Origin of the sequence: Bacillus sp. FSL L8-0099, assembly GCF_038006385.1 — a bacterium.
Taxonomy (GTDB): Bacteria; Bacillota; Bacilli; order Bacillales; family Bacillaceae_G; genus Bacillus_A; species Bacillus_A toyonensis.
Genome location: NZ_JBBOVC010000001.1, coordinates 3,610,152 through 3,623,639, shown reverse-complemented (window position 1 = coordinate 3,623,639; position 13,488 = coordinate 3,610,152). Strand labels below are relative to the sequence as shown.

Annotated in this window: 15 protein-coding genes; 13 read left to right on the top strand and 2 right to left on the bottom strand. The window is 34.3% G+C overall.

All coding sequences use genetic code 11. The features are described from left to right. Positions 1-95: 95 nt before the first annotated feature. The 10 genes from MHH42_RS18245 to MHH42_RS18200 all read left to right on the top strand — a co-directional run bounded on the left by MHH42_RS18245 (position 96) and on the right by MHH42_RS18200 (position 8,893). Positions 96-2,033 carry a lasso peptide isopeptide bond-forming cyclase gene (locus tag MHH42_RS18245; protein ID WP_340893753.1) on the top strand — a complete coding sequence of 646 codons (1,938 nt, stop codon included), beginning with the start codon at positions 96-98 and terminating at the stop codon, positions 2,031-2,033. A gap of 15 nt (positions 2,034-2,048) precedes the next feature. Further along, positions 2,049-2,174: a paeninodin family lasso peptide gene (locus tag MHH42_RS18240; RefSeq protein ID WP_000712621.1), complete on the top strand. Its 126-nt coding sequence runs from the start codon at positions 2,049-2,051 to the stop codon at positions 2,172-2,174. 76 nt (positions 2,175-2,250) lie between these two features. After that, positions 2,251-3,222 carry an aldolase gene (locus MHH42_RS18235; RefSeq protein ID WP_070173643.1) on the top strand — a complete coding sequence of 324 codons (972 nt, stop codon included), beginning with the start codon at positions 2,251-2,253 and terminating at the stop codon, positions 3,220-3,222. Then, positions 3,185-3,493: a lasso peptide biosynthesis PqqD family chaperone gene (locus MHH42_RS18230; protein ID WP_097837401.1), complete on the top strand. Its 309-nt coding sequence runs from the start codon at positions 3,185-3,187 to the stop codon at positions 3,491-3,493. Before MHH42_RS18235 ends, MHH42_RS18230 begins: the two co-directional genes overlap by 38 nt. A 36-nt stretch (positions 3,494-3,529) precedes the next feature. Continuing rightward, complete coding sequence (locus MHH42_RS18225) at positions 3,530-4,003, top strand: lasso peptide biosynthesis B2 protein (protein ID WP_070173642.1); 474 nt, start codon at positions 3,530-3,532, stop codon at positions 4,001-4,003. Position 4,004: 1 nt separating this feature from the next. Then, on the top strand, positions 4,005-5,207 hold the full coding sequence (locus tag MHH42_RS18220; protein ID WP_097837400.1) for a nucleotidyltransferase domain-containing protein: 1,203 nt from the start codon (positions 4,005-4,007) through the stop codon (positions 5,205-5,207). Continuing rightward, entirely contained in the window at positions 5,204-7,003 is a 1,800-nt protein-coding gene (locus tag MHH42_RS18215) for an ABC transporter ATP-binding protein (RefSeq protein WP_340893748.1), read from the top strand. The genes MHH42_RS18220 and MHH42_RS18215 overlap by 4 nt, the downstream gene beginning before the upstream one ends. Before the next feature lie 227 nt (positions 7,004-7,230). Beyond that, the gene (locus tag MHH42_RS18210) at positions 7,231-7,554 is read left to right on the top strand and encodes a PadR family transcriptional regulator (RefSeq protein WP_001102631.1); all 324 of its coding nucleotides are present in this window, start codon (positions 7,231-7,233) and stop codon (positions 7,552-7,554) included. After that, complete coding sequence (locus MHH42_RS18205; RefSeq protein WP_001031393.1) at positions 7,547-8,089, top strand: DUF1700 domain-containing protein; 543 nt, start codon at positions 7,547-7,549, stop codon at positions 8,087-8,089. Before MHH42_RS18210 ends, MHH42_RS18205 begins: the two co-directional genes overlap by 8 nt. Then, on the top strand, positions 8,090-8,893 hold the full coding sequence (locus MHH42_RS18200) for a DUF4097 family beta strand repeat-containing protein (protein ID WP_070173639.1): 804 nt from the start codon (positions 8,090-8,092) through the stop codon (positions 8,891-8,893). It abuts the gene before it with no gap. Positions 8,894-9,007: 114 nt separating this feature from the next. Here MHH42_RS18200 and lexA read toward each other — a convergent pair whose 3' ends face one another. Further along, the gene (gene lexA, locus MHH42_RS18195) at positions 9,008-9,628 is read right to left on the bottom strand and encodes a transcriptional repressor LexA (protein ID WP_070173655.1); all 621 of its coding nucleotides are present in this window, start codon (positions 9,626-9,628) and stop codon (positions 9,008-9,010) included. Positions 9,629-9,769: 141 nt separating this feature from the next. Between lexA and MHH42_RS18190 the strand changes: the two genes are divergently transcribed. After that, on the top strand, positions 9,770-10,426 hold the full coding sequence (locus MHH42_RS18190) for a YneB family resolvase-like protein (protein ID WP_000991794.1): 657 nt from the start codon (positions 9,770-9,772) through the stop codon (positions 10,424-10,426). A 45-nt stretch (positions 10,427-10,471) separates the two neighbouring features. Further along, positions 10,472-10,711 (top strand): DUF896 domain-containing protein, encoded by a 240-nt coding sequence (locus MHH42_RS18185; RefSeq protein ID WP_000931861.1) that lies wholly within the window; start codon positions 10,472-10,474, stop codon positions 10,709-10,711. Positions 10,712-10,742: 31 nt separating this feature from the next. Here the strand turns inward: MHH42_RS18185 and MHH42_RS18180 are convergent, their stop codons facing one another. Continuing rightward, positions 10,743-12,326, bottom strand: a complete 1,584-nt coding sequence (locus MHH42_RS18180) for a bifunctional metallophosphatase/5'-nucleotidase (protein WP_097837399.1) — start codon at positions 12,324-12,326, stop codon at positions 10,743-10,745. A 185-nt stretch (positions 12,327-12,511) separates the two neighbouring features. On the opposite strand from MHH42_RS18180, the gene MHH42_RS18175 reads away from it, so the two are divergent. After that, complete coding sequence (locus tag MHH42_RS18175; RefSeq protein ID WP_070173637.1) at positions 12,512-13,450, top strand: phosphate/phosphite/phosphonate ABC transporter substrate-binding protein; 939 nt, start codon at positions 12,512-12,514, stop codon at positions 13,448-13,450. Positions 13,451-13,488: the final 38 nt, after the last annotated feature.

Below are 13,488 nucleotides of genomic sequence, written 5' to 3'. Positions count from 1 at the left end.
TTTCGTTCTTTAAAAAGAATGATAAAGGGGTATGTTTAACGAATTTAATATGTAAATAGTAATTGTAGTAACTTTTCATATATTAGGAGGAAGAAATGAGCGCTATAACTGGCATTATTCACTTTAATAATGAACCTATATCAATTGAACATGGCACACGATTAATGAGTGAATTACAAAAGTACCCTGCTGACGATATTCAAATATGGCACAAAGAAAATGCTTTTCTAGGATGTCATGCACAATGGATTACACCAGAGTCAGTTGGTGAACAATTACCCTTTTATAATTATGAAAAGCAATTGGCAATTACAGCAGATGCTATTATTGATAATCGTGATGAGTTATTTGAAAAATTACAAGTGGATTATTCGGATAGAAAAAACATGACAGATAGTGAGTTGATTTTACTCTCTTATCAGAAATGGGGGGAATCGGCTCCGAAATATTTGGTAGGCGATTTTGCTTTTATGATTTGGGATGAGAAAAAACAAATTCTTTTTGGTGCCAGAGATTTTTCAGGAAGTCGGACTCTTTATTTTTATCGTGGTGAGGAAAAATTTGCTTTTTGTACCATTATAAATCCGTTATTTACTCTACCGTATATTGAGAAAAAATTGAATGAGCAGTGGCTTGCTGAATTTTTAGCTATACCTGTAAATTTCGAATCGGTAGATCCACAGTTAACAGTTTACAAATATATAGAACAAGTGCCTCCATCACACACTATTTTGGTAAAGGAAGGCGAAGTGAAGTTTTCACGATACTATACACCAACTGTTGGGAAAATGCTTAATTTAAAATCAAATGAAGAGTATGAAGAGGCGTTTCGAGAGGTGTATAAAAGTGCAGTGAAGGCACGTTTGCGAACACACCACCAAGTCGGAGCCCATTTGAGTGGAGGGTTAGACTCAGGTTCTGTCGTTAGTTTTGCTGCAAGGGATTTACGGACTGAAAATAAAAAATTACATACGTATAGTTATGTTCCAGTAGAAGGATTTGAAGATTGGACACACAAAGGTAGGATAGCTGACGAAAGACCATTTATTCAATCGACTGTAGAGCATGTAGGGAATATACAGGATTATTATTTAGAATTGCCAGAGAGAAGCCCACTATCGGAAATTGATGATTGGCTGGAAACAATGGAGATGCCATATAAATTTTTTGAGAATACTTTTTGGTTGAGTGGAGTTTATGAAAAAGCATCTCAGCAGGGAATAGGAGTACTTCTTAGTGGTCAAAGAGGTAATTGGACAGTATCATGGGGACCTATTTTAGATTACCAGGCAATGTTATTGAAAAAGCTACATTGGATTCGTTTTTATCGTGAACTATATTTATATAGTAGAAATATAGGAGTAAAAAAATCACGTGTTTTTGAAGTGGTAAGACGAAAGGCATTTCCATTTTTGCATCAGTTACTTTTTTCAGGAAAACAAGATGCAAATTCCGTAATAATTAATCCGGAATTTGCAAGGGAAATGAATATTTTTGACAGACTTAGAGAACAAGAAATCGATATAACAGGCACCTCTATTTCTAATGCATATGACATGAAAAGAGAACAGTTTGAAAAACCATATTATTGGAGCATAAATGGCACGTATGAAACGAAATTATCATTACGTTATGCCTTATGGGATCGTGATCCCACAAATGACTTACGATTGATTCAATTTTGTTTATCAGTCCCAGAAGAACAGTATGTTCAAAATGGTTTAGATAGAGCCCTGATCCGGAGAGCCACAAAGAGCTTCCTTCCTGATAAAGTACGATTGAATCAACGGGTTCGCGGTATTCAAGGTGCAGATGGTGTTTACCGTATGGCTCCTTTTTGGAATGAATTTATTGAGGAAGTTGAAGAACTTAGTGTAGATCCAGTTATCTCTGAATTTCTAAATGTAGAGGTAATTAAGAAAGCTATCTCAAAAATTTGTAAAGAACCTCGACCAGAATATGCATTTGATTTAGATTTTAGAGTTTTAATGCGCAGCTTAATCTTTTATCGATTTATAAAAAAAGCAATATGAAAGGAGGTGATACGTATGAAAAAGGAATGGAAACAACCTGTATTAGAAGTACTTAATATTAATATGACTATGGCTGGGCCTGGGCATAAATATCCAGATGCTGTTCAACCTGACCCAGATGACCCAGTGAAGTACAGTTAAGTCACTGGAAAAATAAAGCTCTTATATAGCTTTATTATATAAGAGCTTTCAAAAAATTTACAATGTGGGGGATAGGATGTTTGATTCTGTGGGGAATGTGTTATATCAAGCCTTCGGGTTAAAAATAGTAAGTGAAATTCCATTACCCGAATTGTCTCAGCTGAATGAAAAAAAAGAGATGGCAGATGTTCAAGTTGAAATAACGGATTTGTCAGAACAGTGGTGTAAATATAGCGCGGAAAAGCAAAAAACAATTGTAGTGGAGGATGATGTAGTTATGTTTCATGTTCCTCAAACTGCAATATTTTCTGTACAAGCCGGCGAGAAAATCACCTTTTCACCTATGGCAGACGCAGAAGAAGATAAAATTCGCCTATATATTCTGGGCACTTGTATGGGGGCGCTTTTAATGCAACGTAAAACACTCCCATTGCATGGGAGTGTAATTGCCATAGATGGAAAAGCGTATGCATTAATTGGTGATTCAGGGGCTGGAAAATCAACGTTAGCCTCGGCTTTTTTGAATAAAGGATATCAGCTTTTAAGTGATGATGTAGTTGCCGTGTCTCTTTTGAATAAAAATACTGCAATAGTTCATCCTTCTTACGCACAACAAAAATTATGGCAAGAGAGCATAAATGAGTTAGGAATGGAAGTAGCGCAATTTAGCCCTTTATTTGAAAGAGAAACGAAGTATGCTGTTCCTGTGAATTCTCAATTCTTTCCAGATCCATTACCTCTTGCTGGTGTTATTGAATTAGTAAAAACACAGGGAGAAGATATTGAGATGACCCGTATAGAAGGGCTCGCACGCTTGTATAAATTATACCGTCACACTTTTAGGAGTTCTTTGATTTCTAAATTAGGATTGATGGAATGGCATTTTGAAACTTCAACTCATCTTGCAAGTGGAATGGAAATGTTTCAAGTAAGTCGCCCGATTTCAAGGTTTACAGCTCATGAGCTTGTGGAAGTTATTTTAAATACTATACAGAAAGGGAGTATGGTTGATGGTTGTCCACTCGAGAAAAATATCATTAAAACATAACGTTGTCCAAAGTAAAGGTAATATAGTAAGCGATATGGATGGAGAAAAAGTGATGTTAAATGTCCAGAAAGGAAATTACTATAACTTAGGTGAAATAGGCGGAGAAATATGGGAGCTTATTGAAAAGCCAATAATAATTAATCAGCTTGTTACTATGCTAGTATCCAACTATGATATTGAACAAAAAGATTGTGAAGAGCAAGTTCTTTCCTTTTTAGAATGTTTATTTCAAGAAGGGTTAATTCAAATAAAAGATCAGCCTAATAGATAGATTTGTAATTTCAAAAGAACTGTTAGGAAGGGATTAATGAATATTGTGAAAAGGTTAAGGGTATTTTTATTGCTGAACATGGAAACAAAGCTTTTATTTTTAGAGGCTTTTATTTTTTTAGGATGGGCGCGTGTACTAAAAAGTATTACCTTTGCCAAAGTTGCACCTTCTTTAGGGGATTACATGAACGAAACATCAGTTGCTCAAATTCAGCAACACGAGGATACACTAAAGGAGGTGTCCGAAGCAATTTCTATTATGAGCCGTTATACTTTTTGGGAAAGTCAATGTCTCGTTAAAGCGATAGCTGGGATGAAAATGCTTGAAAAACGTGACATTGAGAGTACTCTTTATTTAGGAACTGCTAAGGATAATAGTGGGGAACTAATTGCACATGCATGGTTACGTAGCGGTTCTTTTTATGTTACTGGATCGGAAGGAATGGAGAAATTCACTGTCGTTGGATCATTTGCAAAGAGGCTAAGTGAGAACACTATTAAAGGAGAGTAAAATGGAGAAAGATTTTGGTCTTAATGTAGAGTTCATGTCTAAGGAATTGAAACTTCTTTTTGCAATTTTGAAGTTAAAAGATGATGAAACAATGCAAACTTACAGCAATGAATGGTTTTCGGATATTGATTGGGAATTATTTCTTGAACAGGTTGTGCATCATCGCGTTTATCCGGTGATATATCAAAAACTTAAACAGGTAGATGAGGAAATAATTCCTTCACATATTGTACAATCCTTGAATAGAAAATATAAAAAAAATACATTTCAAATGCTTTATTTAAGTGCTGAAACGGAACGAATAAATAAAATATGTAATGAAAATGAGATTCGTATGATTTTTCTAAAAGGGCCTGTACTATCTCAGGATTTATATGGAGATATTTCTTTACGAACATCCTGTGATTTGGACGTTCTTATTCCAATTCAAAATTTAGAAAAAGTAGAAATGCTACTTTTAGAGCAGGGGTATGTAAAAGACGATTATATTCAAACGATATTAAATGATTGGAAATGGAGGCATCATCATATAACATTTTTTCATCCGACAAAACAGATTAAGCTTGAGATTCATTGGCGGTTAAATCCCGGACCTAGTAAGGAACCTGGGTTTGAAGAGCTTTGGAAGCGAAAGAGAAAAAGCACCCTTACGAGTAATTCCGTATATATGCTAGGGAAGGAAGATTTATTTTTATTTCTTGTATCTCATGGTGCTAGACATGGTTGGTCCAGATTACGCTGGTTAGTAGATATAAAAAAAATTGTCAATCAAGATCTTAATTGGAGTGAGATTCATAAACTAATGAAAACATATCAAATGCTACATTTAGGAGGACAAGCATTAATTTTGTCATCTCAATTGCTAGGTGTACGGATGGATGAAAGAATGATGGAATTAGTAGCTAAAAAACATTCAAAACAGTTAGCGCAAGAAGCCTTGTTTTATTTCAAGCAAATGATAAACTTGCATACCGATCCGGTTCCTGAAGAAGTACTTGCTTATCATAGTCGACATTTATTTTCGTTAATGTCTAATCAGCAAAAAACTTTATTTATTATGAGCCAACTATATCCTTATCCAATTGATGCGAAAACATTGCCGTTACCTAAATTTCTTCATTTTTTATATTTTCCTTTACGTCCGTTTCTATGTATTTGGAGAAAAACGAAGAAGTTTGCTTTGTTATTGGGGGAACATCGATGAATTATATTATATATTTTATGAAGAAATTATATTCTTCAGCAGGAAAAATATTGTATGTGAATTTATTTGGTATGGTGTTAATAAGTTTACTTGAAGGGATAGGTATTATTTTATTACTTCCTATGATAAGTATGACTGGAATAATTAATACAGGTGAGGAGACTTCTTTTATTGCACCTGTCTATAGAATTTTGCAGAATTTCCCTAAAACAACAAGTTTAATTTCTATTTTAGGTATATATGTATTAATAGTGTTAAGTCAAAATATACTGCAAAGAAATATAACGTTAAGAGATGCGAGAACGCAACAAGTTTTTGTACGAAAGTTAAGAGTAGAAGCATATAGTATGATTTTAAAAGCAAAGTGGAGATTTTTTTTAGAAAAAAGGAAAACAAATCTAATTAATATATTAACTACAGAATTAGCTCGTGTTAGTTATGGGATTAATTTAATTTTACAATTGCTAGCTACTATTCTATTTACATTCATACAGGTAGGGCTTGCGTTTTTATTATCTCCCCAAGTCACTGTATTTGTTTTGGGCTTTGGCTTATTGTTCTTGGTAGCTTCTCGTGTTTTTATAAAAAAAGCACGGATACTAGGCGGTAAGACCTCAGAATTGGCAAAAGACTATCTTTCTGGTATAACAGATCATTTCAATGGAATTAAAGATATAAAGAGCAATACTTTGGAAGGATCACGTTTGGATTGGTTTCAATCTATAACAAAAAAGATGAGTAGCGAACAAATGGAGTATATGAGAATAAGGTCAAACTCTCAATTGTTTTATAAAATTTCAATGGCTATATTAATTGCATTTTTTATATTTTTGTCAGTAAATATGTTTCAAGCGCAAACGGCCCAGTTACTATTAATCATTCTCATTTTTTCAAGATTATGGCCAAGGTTCATGACGATTCAGTCAAATTTAGAACAACTGGCTGCAAGCATTCCTGCCTTTAAGTCATTATGGGAATTGCAACAGGAGTGTAATGAAGCGGTTGAAATGCAGGATATATACATGCAAAAACATATAAAGCCGATTTGTATAAAACAAGGTATTGAGTGTAAGGATGTTTCTTTTCGTTATAATAAGCAAGAAGCTTTATATGCACTTCAAAACATTAATATACAAATTCCAATAAATAGTATGACGGCAATTGTAGGACATTCTGGTGCTGGGAAAAGTACATTAATTGATGTGTTAATGGGGTTAATCCAACCAGAAAAAGGTCAAGTGTTAATAGATGGTATCCCTCTTACAACTGATAATTTATTATCATTAAGACGGGCTATTAGCTATGTACCACAAGATCCGTTCTTATTTAATGCTAGTATAAGAGAGAATTTAATGATGATTGACTCGAATGTAAATGAAGAACAAATTTGGGCTGCATTAGAATTTGCGGCAGCAACTGAATTTGTACGAATGCTTCCAAATGGACTTGATACACTGATTGGAGATCGTGGGGTGAGGCTTTCAGGTGGTGAACGTCAGCGACTTGTATTGGCTCGAGCTATTTTAAGAAAACCGTCGATTTTAGTATTAGATGAGGCTACGAGTGCGTTAGATACTGAAAATGAAGTAAAAATCCAATCAGCAATAGAAAGATTGAAAGGAACAATGACTATTGTTGTTATTGCACATCGCTTATCTACTATACGCAACGCAGATCAAGTTATTGTTTTAGGAAAAGGTGAAATTGTTCAAAAAGGTGAATTTAATCAACTAGCTAAAGAAAGAAAAGGTGTATTTCAAAATTTACTAGGGTCACAAATGGAAGTTGGTTCTTAGAGGAGAAAAATTGAATGAAGCTTTGTATGAATGCAGTTCGAATCGAATAAAATCTCGAATAATGGTGAACTACAACAGAATCTTATTCGGGATTTTATTTGCGCGTTTTTAAAGTCAGTGAATACATATAAACAAGTACCTTGCAATAAATAGTACCAAGTGGTATATTATGGATATACCTAGTACCGTGTATTGAACAGTACTGAACTAAGAAAGGAGGATTACATTTGAACGTTCAGTTTAAAAAAGGTGTGTTAGAGCTATGTGTTTTGGCACTTGTGAAACGTAAAGATAGTTACGGTTATGAACTTGTACAGCAAATTTCAAATAAATTTTTAATATCGGAAGGTTCAGTATATCCATTATTACGTCGTTTAACGAAAGAGGGATATTTTCAAACGTATTTAAAAGAGTCCACGGAAGGACCGCCTCGTAAATATTATCAGCTAACAGAGCAAGGGGAGACGCAACTTCATTTGTTAGTAACAGAGTGGAGTGATTTTGCGAAAGGGGTACAAGAAATTATTGAAGGGGTGAATTGGGATGAATAAAGAACAATTCCTTAGAGAATTATCGAATCAGCTTAGAAAGTTACCGGAAGAAGAGAGGAAAGATATTTTATTTGATTATGAAGAGCACTTTCAGTTTGGGATAGAAGAGGGGAAAACTGAATTAGAAATAATAAAAGGACTTGGTTCTCCTAAAGTAATTGCAAAAGAATTACTTGCGATGTATCGTTTCGATGAAATGAAAAAAGATCCATCGACTTCAAATGTTACAAGAGCTGTCATGGCGGCGATTGGACTTAGTTTATTTAATTTTATTATCGTGTTAGGCCCTTTAGTTGCAATTATCGGTTTTATATTTTCTTTTTGGGTCGGTGGGATTGCTAGTGTAGTGACACCATTTTTCGTTATCGTAAAAGTATTTATGGGCACTTTTATATGGTTGGATCTTTTCGTTAGTATAACATTTGTTGGAGTAGGTTTGTTGTTATGTATGATAGCGTATTATAGTACGAAGTGGTTTAAAAGATTGTGCGTACGTTATGTGATATGGAACTTCAAAATGATAAAAGGGGAGTAGATGATGAAAAAAATATTGTTAGTAGCTATCGCTTGTATCATTATTGGAGTAATAGGGATTTCACAAACATATGAAAAAGCAGTGCAAACTGCAGAAAAAGGCGATAAAGAAGACGTAATTAAAAACGAAACGTTAAAAAATATAGAAGTTAAGTTAGGTGCTGGGGATATTGTCGTCCAAAAATCTCCGGATGCCTCTTTTTATGTAAAGCAAACAGGAGATGTAAGTAAACAAGAAATTCGTATTACTGAAGATGGTGACACATTAAAAGTTATTGGGGAAAGAAAAAAAGATGTTTCGTTTGATTTTTCCTTTTACAATTTCGGATTTCAAACGTCTACATTGACTATATTTGTACCAGAACGTTCTTACCAAGAGATCAAAGTACATTCAGCAGCTGGACAAATAGAAATAAGTGATGTGAAAAGTGACCGCGTAAATGTTGGAACGCTGGCAGGAGAAGTGGATTTGAAGTATGTAACAGCTAAGAACGTAGAGGGATCTACAAAAGCTGGTGAGGTGAACTTTAAAAAGGTTATGGGGAAAGTAACAGCAAAAACGACTAGTGGGGATGTATATATTATGGATCATGATCCTAAGTATGATGTAGAGGCAAGCTCAACTGCTGGAGATATAACTATTACTTTATCGGAAAAACCAAAAGATGCAGTAATAACTGGGCAAACTCCTGCTGGAGATGTGACAATTTTTAATGAGGAAAATAAAAACGTAACAATTGGTAATGGGAGTAAAAAGATTAGCGGCAAAACGGCTGCTGGAGATGTTACGATAGAAACACGTTAATAATAGATGAGAAGATAGATTCATTCGAGTTTTTTGGAATGAATTAAAATCTACCAATATATAAAAGAAGATAATTCCCTATATAAATAAGGGAATTATCTTCTTTTATTATTTTTAATGTAAATCACGATATACGCCAATTACTTTTCCAATAACTGACACTTGTTTTAAAATGATAGGTTCTAATGAAGAGTTTTCCGGCTGTAGACGGAAGTGGTCTTTTTCTTTATAGAAACGTTTAACAGTTGCTTCGTTATCCTCTGTTAAGGCAACGACAATTTCACCGTTGTATGCAGATTGTTGTTGGCGGACAACAACTAAATCTCCATCAAAGATACCAGCTTCAATCATGCTATCTCCAGAAATACGTAACATAAATACTTGATCTGATCCAGAAACGATACTAGCTGGAAGTGGGAAGTGCTCTTCTACACTTTCGACTGCTGTAATCGGTAAACCGGCAGTAACTTTTCCGACGATTGGAACTTGAATAACAGATTGTGTTTCTGTAGCCATTCGGTCATCGCCTAAAATTTCGATTGCTCGTGGTTTTGTTGGATCGCGTCGGATATAGCCCTTTTCTTCTAGTCGTGATAAATGTCCGTGCACTGTAGAGCTAGAAGCGAGGCCGACTGCTTGACCGATTTCACGTACGGAAGGTGGATATCCTTTTTCTTGTACTTTTAGCTTAATAAAGTCGAGAATGTCTTGCTGGCGTTTCGTTAACTTTTCCATGTTTTCTAACACCTCGTTTTCTTTCGTTTTTCTTATTAATAAGTATAACATGCGAAAAAACATTCTACAAACATAAGTTCGAACAAAAGGGAGATTTGTGATACACTAGAGAGAAAATATAGCGAGAAAGAAGGGTTCAAAATGAATGCAATTGTTTATGCACGTGTGAGTACAACAAAAGAAGCACAAGAAACATCGTTATTGCGTCAAAAGGATGAATTATTGCATTTAGCTGAGCGCTATGAAATGAATGTGACAAAAGTGATTGAGGAACAGGCTAGTGGCTATACAATTGAACGTGATGGCATATTAGAAGTATTAGATACAATTCGAGATGAACAAGTTGATGTACTTCTAATACAAGATGAAACACGTCTTGGTAGAGGGAATGCGAAGATTGCATTAATGCATTGTTTACATAAAGAGGGAATAAAAGTATATACACATACGCATAATGGTGAATTACAATTGTCGGATTCTGATTCGATGGTATTAGATATAATTAGTATTGTTGAAGAATATCAAAGAAAGATTCATAACTTGAAAATTAAACGTGGTATGCAACGCGCGGTAGAAAAAGGCTATCGGCCAGAAAATAATTTAAAAAATCGTCATTTAAGCGTAGGGCGAGAGAAAAAAGAAGTGCCAATTGAGGAAATTGTACGTTTGCGCAAGAGTGAACTCACTTTCGAAGAAATTGCGGCAACGCTTCGTGGATTTGGTCATAATGTTTCAAAAGCGACTGTACATCGTAGATACGTAGAATATACAAAGCAATTGCTTGATAAAGAAGAGTAACTATTGTATGATAATAATCAGTTTTGATTAGAAGGGGGATTCGAGATGCTTAATCACGAACTCGTTGAACGCATTAACTTCTTAGCGAAAAAAGCAAAAGCTGAAGGTTTAACTGAAGAAGAACAACGTGAGCGTCAATCGCTACGAGAACAATATTTAAAAGGATTTCGTCAAAATATGTTAAACGAACTTAAAGGAATTAAAGTCGTTAACGAAGAAGGTACAGATGTTACACCAGCGAAATTAAAAGCTTTAAAAAAGCAAGATAATGCAAAATTAAATTAAAAGATGGGCGAAGCCCATCTTTTTTTATTTGTTATTTAATAACTTTCCAGTTGTTATTTCTCGTTGCTTCTATTCTTTTATGCTTCAATATATAGTTAGCAATAAGTTCAGACATATCTGTTGGAATATCTTTTATTACTGGTTTATTTTGAAACATGAAGAAGTTCCCTCCGCCGTTTGCTCGATAATTATTCATAACAACGTCATATTCTTCATTTATATCGAGTGTAGCGCCTTTATACTGTAAAGACTCTACTCTTTCACCAATTGGTTTTGAAATGTTTAATACATACGAAATCCCTTCCCACATATCGTAATTATAATGCGCAGGTTTTGGTTCTATGAATGCAGGATTAACAATTATATCTCCAACTTTATTTAATGTGAAATAAGAAGCAGAAAGTTCGAGAGCATCTTTTATATCGGCTCCAGTCACTCGAATAACTTTTAATGTGTTTGGGTAAATATAATTGGAAACGATATCCCGCATTGTGACATGTTTCGGGAATCCTGGAGATGTATTATGAAACAAACTTGTACAAGAAATAGAAACGTTAGCTATATCCATCTGGATTTTATTTATGAATTCAATAAAAGGATGGTCTTGCAAACGAGTTTGCATAGCATCTGAAATTCGCATGTCTCCATGAATGATGCCAATAGGCTGATCAAGCCATTTTTGTGTTTTCTCTTCATAATCGGCGACCAAGGAAAGAACATCTTTGTCGGCCTCGATTCCTTGCACAGGCAATAATTGTGCGTAACTATTTTTCTTTACCCATGTTTGTTCTGTTTTTTCGAATATTACTTTTACCTTTCCAACGGAGTGTCCATTGCATCCGGTCTGTAAAATTGTTACACCATTATCTAAAGTTTGAGCAATTTCTCGGTGTTGGTGGCCTGTTAGTAAAATATCTATACCATCAATTTCATCATACATTGCGTATCCTTGGTTTTCACCTGTTAAAACTTCAGTCGGTACTCCTGTTTGAAAATCGCGTTCAAATCCCCCGTGATAGGCTACGACTAGTAAATCGGGCTGCTCATGTTTACGGATGTAAGGAACCCACTTTTTTATTGTTTCTAATGCATCTTCAAATAGTAAATCTTTAATATGATGGGCCTGTTCCCAATTCGGGATGTAATGTGTTGTTGCCCCTAAAATAGCAATTTTTATATTTGATTCAATATGTTTTATTATATAAGGTTTCCCGAAATAAGGTTCTTTTATGTTTTTATCTAAAATGTTTGCTGATAAGTACGGGAAGTTTGCAGTTTCTACAGCATGATTTAATATATCCATTCCATAATTAAATTCATGATTGCCGATAATTGCAGCATCATAATTTAAATAGTTGGCCAATAAGGACATTGGATTTTTCTTATCTTTTTCGTATGTAGCGTAATGATAAGTTAATGGTGTTCCTTGTATGAAATCACCGTTATCAACTAAAAGAACGTTTGTATTTTTGGAACGTTCTTTTTTTATAAGAGTAGAAATTTTAGCTAAACCAATTTCTGCTTTGGAGTTATCTTGGTAGTGAATTGGATACACAGTACCATGTACATCGCTTGTTAATAAAATATTTAAAGTTACAATTTGATTTTGATTCAATACCATTCACCTTTTCTATTGTTATCTTTCAATTAATCATATCAAATATATGAAAAGAATTTTAATGAGAATGTATAGAATGTGTAAAGATTATGTAAATAAGTAATTGTTTGTAAAAATATGTGATATATTTCTTCATGTTTACGGAAGGTTATTTTATAACAACGAAAAATGGAGGCATTCACATGTTGAAAAAAGTTTTTGCAATGAGCACAACAGTTGTACTAGCAGCGGGGTTATTAAGTGGCTGTGGAACGAAGGAATCAAGTGCAAGTAAAAATGAGGATACGAAAAAAGGTTATGTACCGAAGACGTTAAATGTTCAATTTGTTCCTTCTCAAAATGCAGATACGTTAGAGGCAAAAGCAAAACCATTGGAAAAACTATTAAGTGATAAATTAAACATTCCGGTAAAAGTTAGTATTTCAACGAATTACAATACAATTGTAGAAGCTATGGCATCAAAACAAGTAGATGTAGGATTTTTACCTCCAACAGCGTATGTGTTAGCGCATGAGAAAAAGGCTGCAAACGTAATATTACAGGCGCAACGTTTTGGGGTAGATGATGAAACTGGAGCTCCCACAAAGGACTTAGTAGATTTTTATAAATCAGAGTTTGTTGTTAAGAAAGATTCTAATATTAACAGTGTAAAAGAATTAAAGGGTAAAAAAATTGGTTATCAAGATGTAACATCATCAGCAGGGTATGTATGGCCTGCAGCTGTATTGTTAAAAGAGGGAGTCGATCCGCTAAAGGATGTGAAACCTGTTACATTAAAAGGTCATGATCAGTCACTTATTGCTCTTTTAAATGGTGATATTGATGCAGCTGTTGTATTCCAAGATGCTCGTAATATTGTAAAAAAAGATTATCCGAATATATTCGATCAAACGAAAATAGTAAAATTTACGGAGAAAATTCCAAACGATACGATTTCTGTACGTTCTGATTTAGATGCGGAGTGGAGCAAGAAATTACAAGATGCTTTCATTGAAATAGGAAAGAATGAAGAAGGGCACAAAATCATTAAAGAGGTATACTCACACGAAGGATATGTGAAATCTGATGATAGTAAATTTGATATCGTTCGTGACTATGGAAAGAAAGTGAAAACACAATAATACATATGGAAATGGCGACTAACTGGAAAGTGTGTGAT

Coding starts and splice junctions, on each gene's coding strand:
- MHH42_RS18190 (WP_000991794.1), top strand. CDS start 9,770: ATGAATGCAATTGTTTATGCACGTGTGAGTACAACAAAAGAAGCACAA.
- MHH42_RS18230 (WP_097837401.1), top strand. CDS start 3,185: ATGGTTGTCCACTCGAGAAAAATATCATTAAAACATAACGTTGTCCAA.
- MHH42_RS18225 (WP_070173642.1), top strand. CDS start 3,530: ATGAATATTGTGAAAAGGTTAAGGGTATTTTTATTGCTGAACATGGAA.
- MHH42_RS18240 (WP_000712621.1), top strand. CDS start 2,049: ATGAAAAAGGAATGGAAACAACCTGTATTAGAAGTACTTAATATTAAT.
- MHH42_RS18235 (WP_070173643.1), top strand. CDS start 2,251: ATGTTTGATTCTGTGGGGAATGTGTTATATCAAGCCTTCGGGTTAAAA.
- MHH42_RS18205 (WP_001031393.1), top strand. CDS start 7,547: ATGAATAAAGAACAATTCCTTAGAGAATTATCGAATCAGCTTAGAAAG.
- MHH42_RS18245 (WP_340893753.1), top strand. CDS start 96: ATGAGCGCTATAACTGGCATTATTCACTTTAATAATGAACCTATATCA.
- lexA (WP_070173655.1), bottom strand. CDS start 9,628: ATGGAAAAGTTAACGAAACGCCAGCAAGACATTCTCGACTTTATTAAG.
- MHH42_RS18185 (WP_000931861.1), top strand. CDS start 10,472: ATGCTTAATCACGAACTCGTTGAACGCATTAACTTCTTAGCGAAAAAA.
- MHH42_RS18215 (WP_340893748.1), top strand. CDS start 5,204: ATGAATTATATTATATATTTTATGAAGAAATTATATTCTTCAGCAGGA.
- MHH42_RS18220 (WP_097837400.1), top strand. CDS start 4,005: ATGGAGAAAGATTTTGGTCTTAATGTAGAGTTCATGTCTAAGGAATTG.
- MHH42_RS18175 (WP_070173637.1), top strand. CDS start 12,512: ATGTTGAAAAAAGTTTTTGCAATGAGCACAACAGTTGTACTAGCAGCG.
- MHH42_RS18200 (WP_070173639.1), top strand. CDS start 8,090: ATGATGAAAAAAATATTGTTAGTAGCTATCGCTTGTATCATTATTGGA.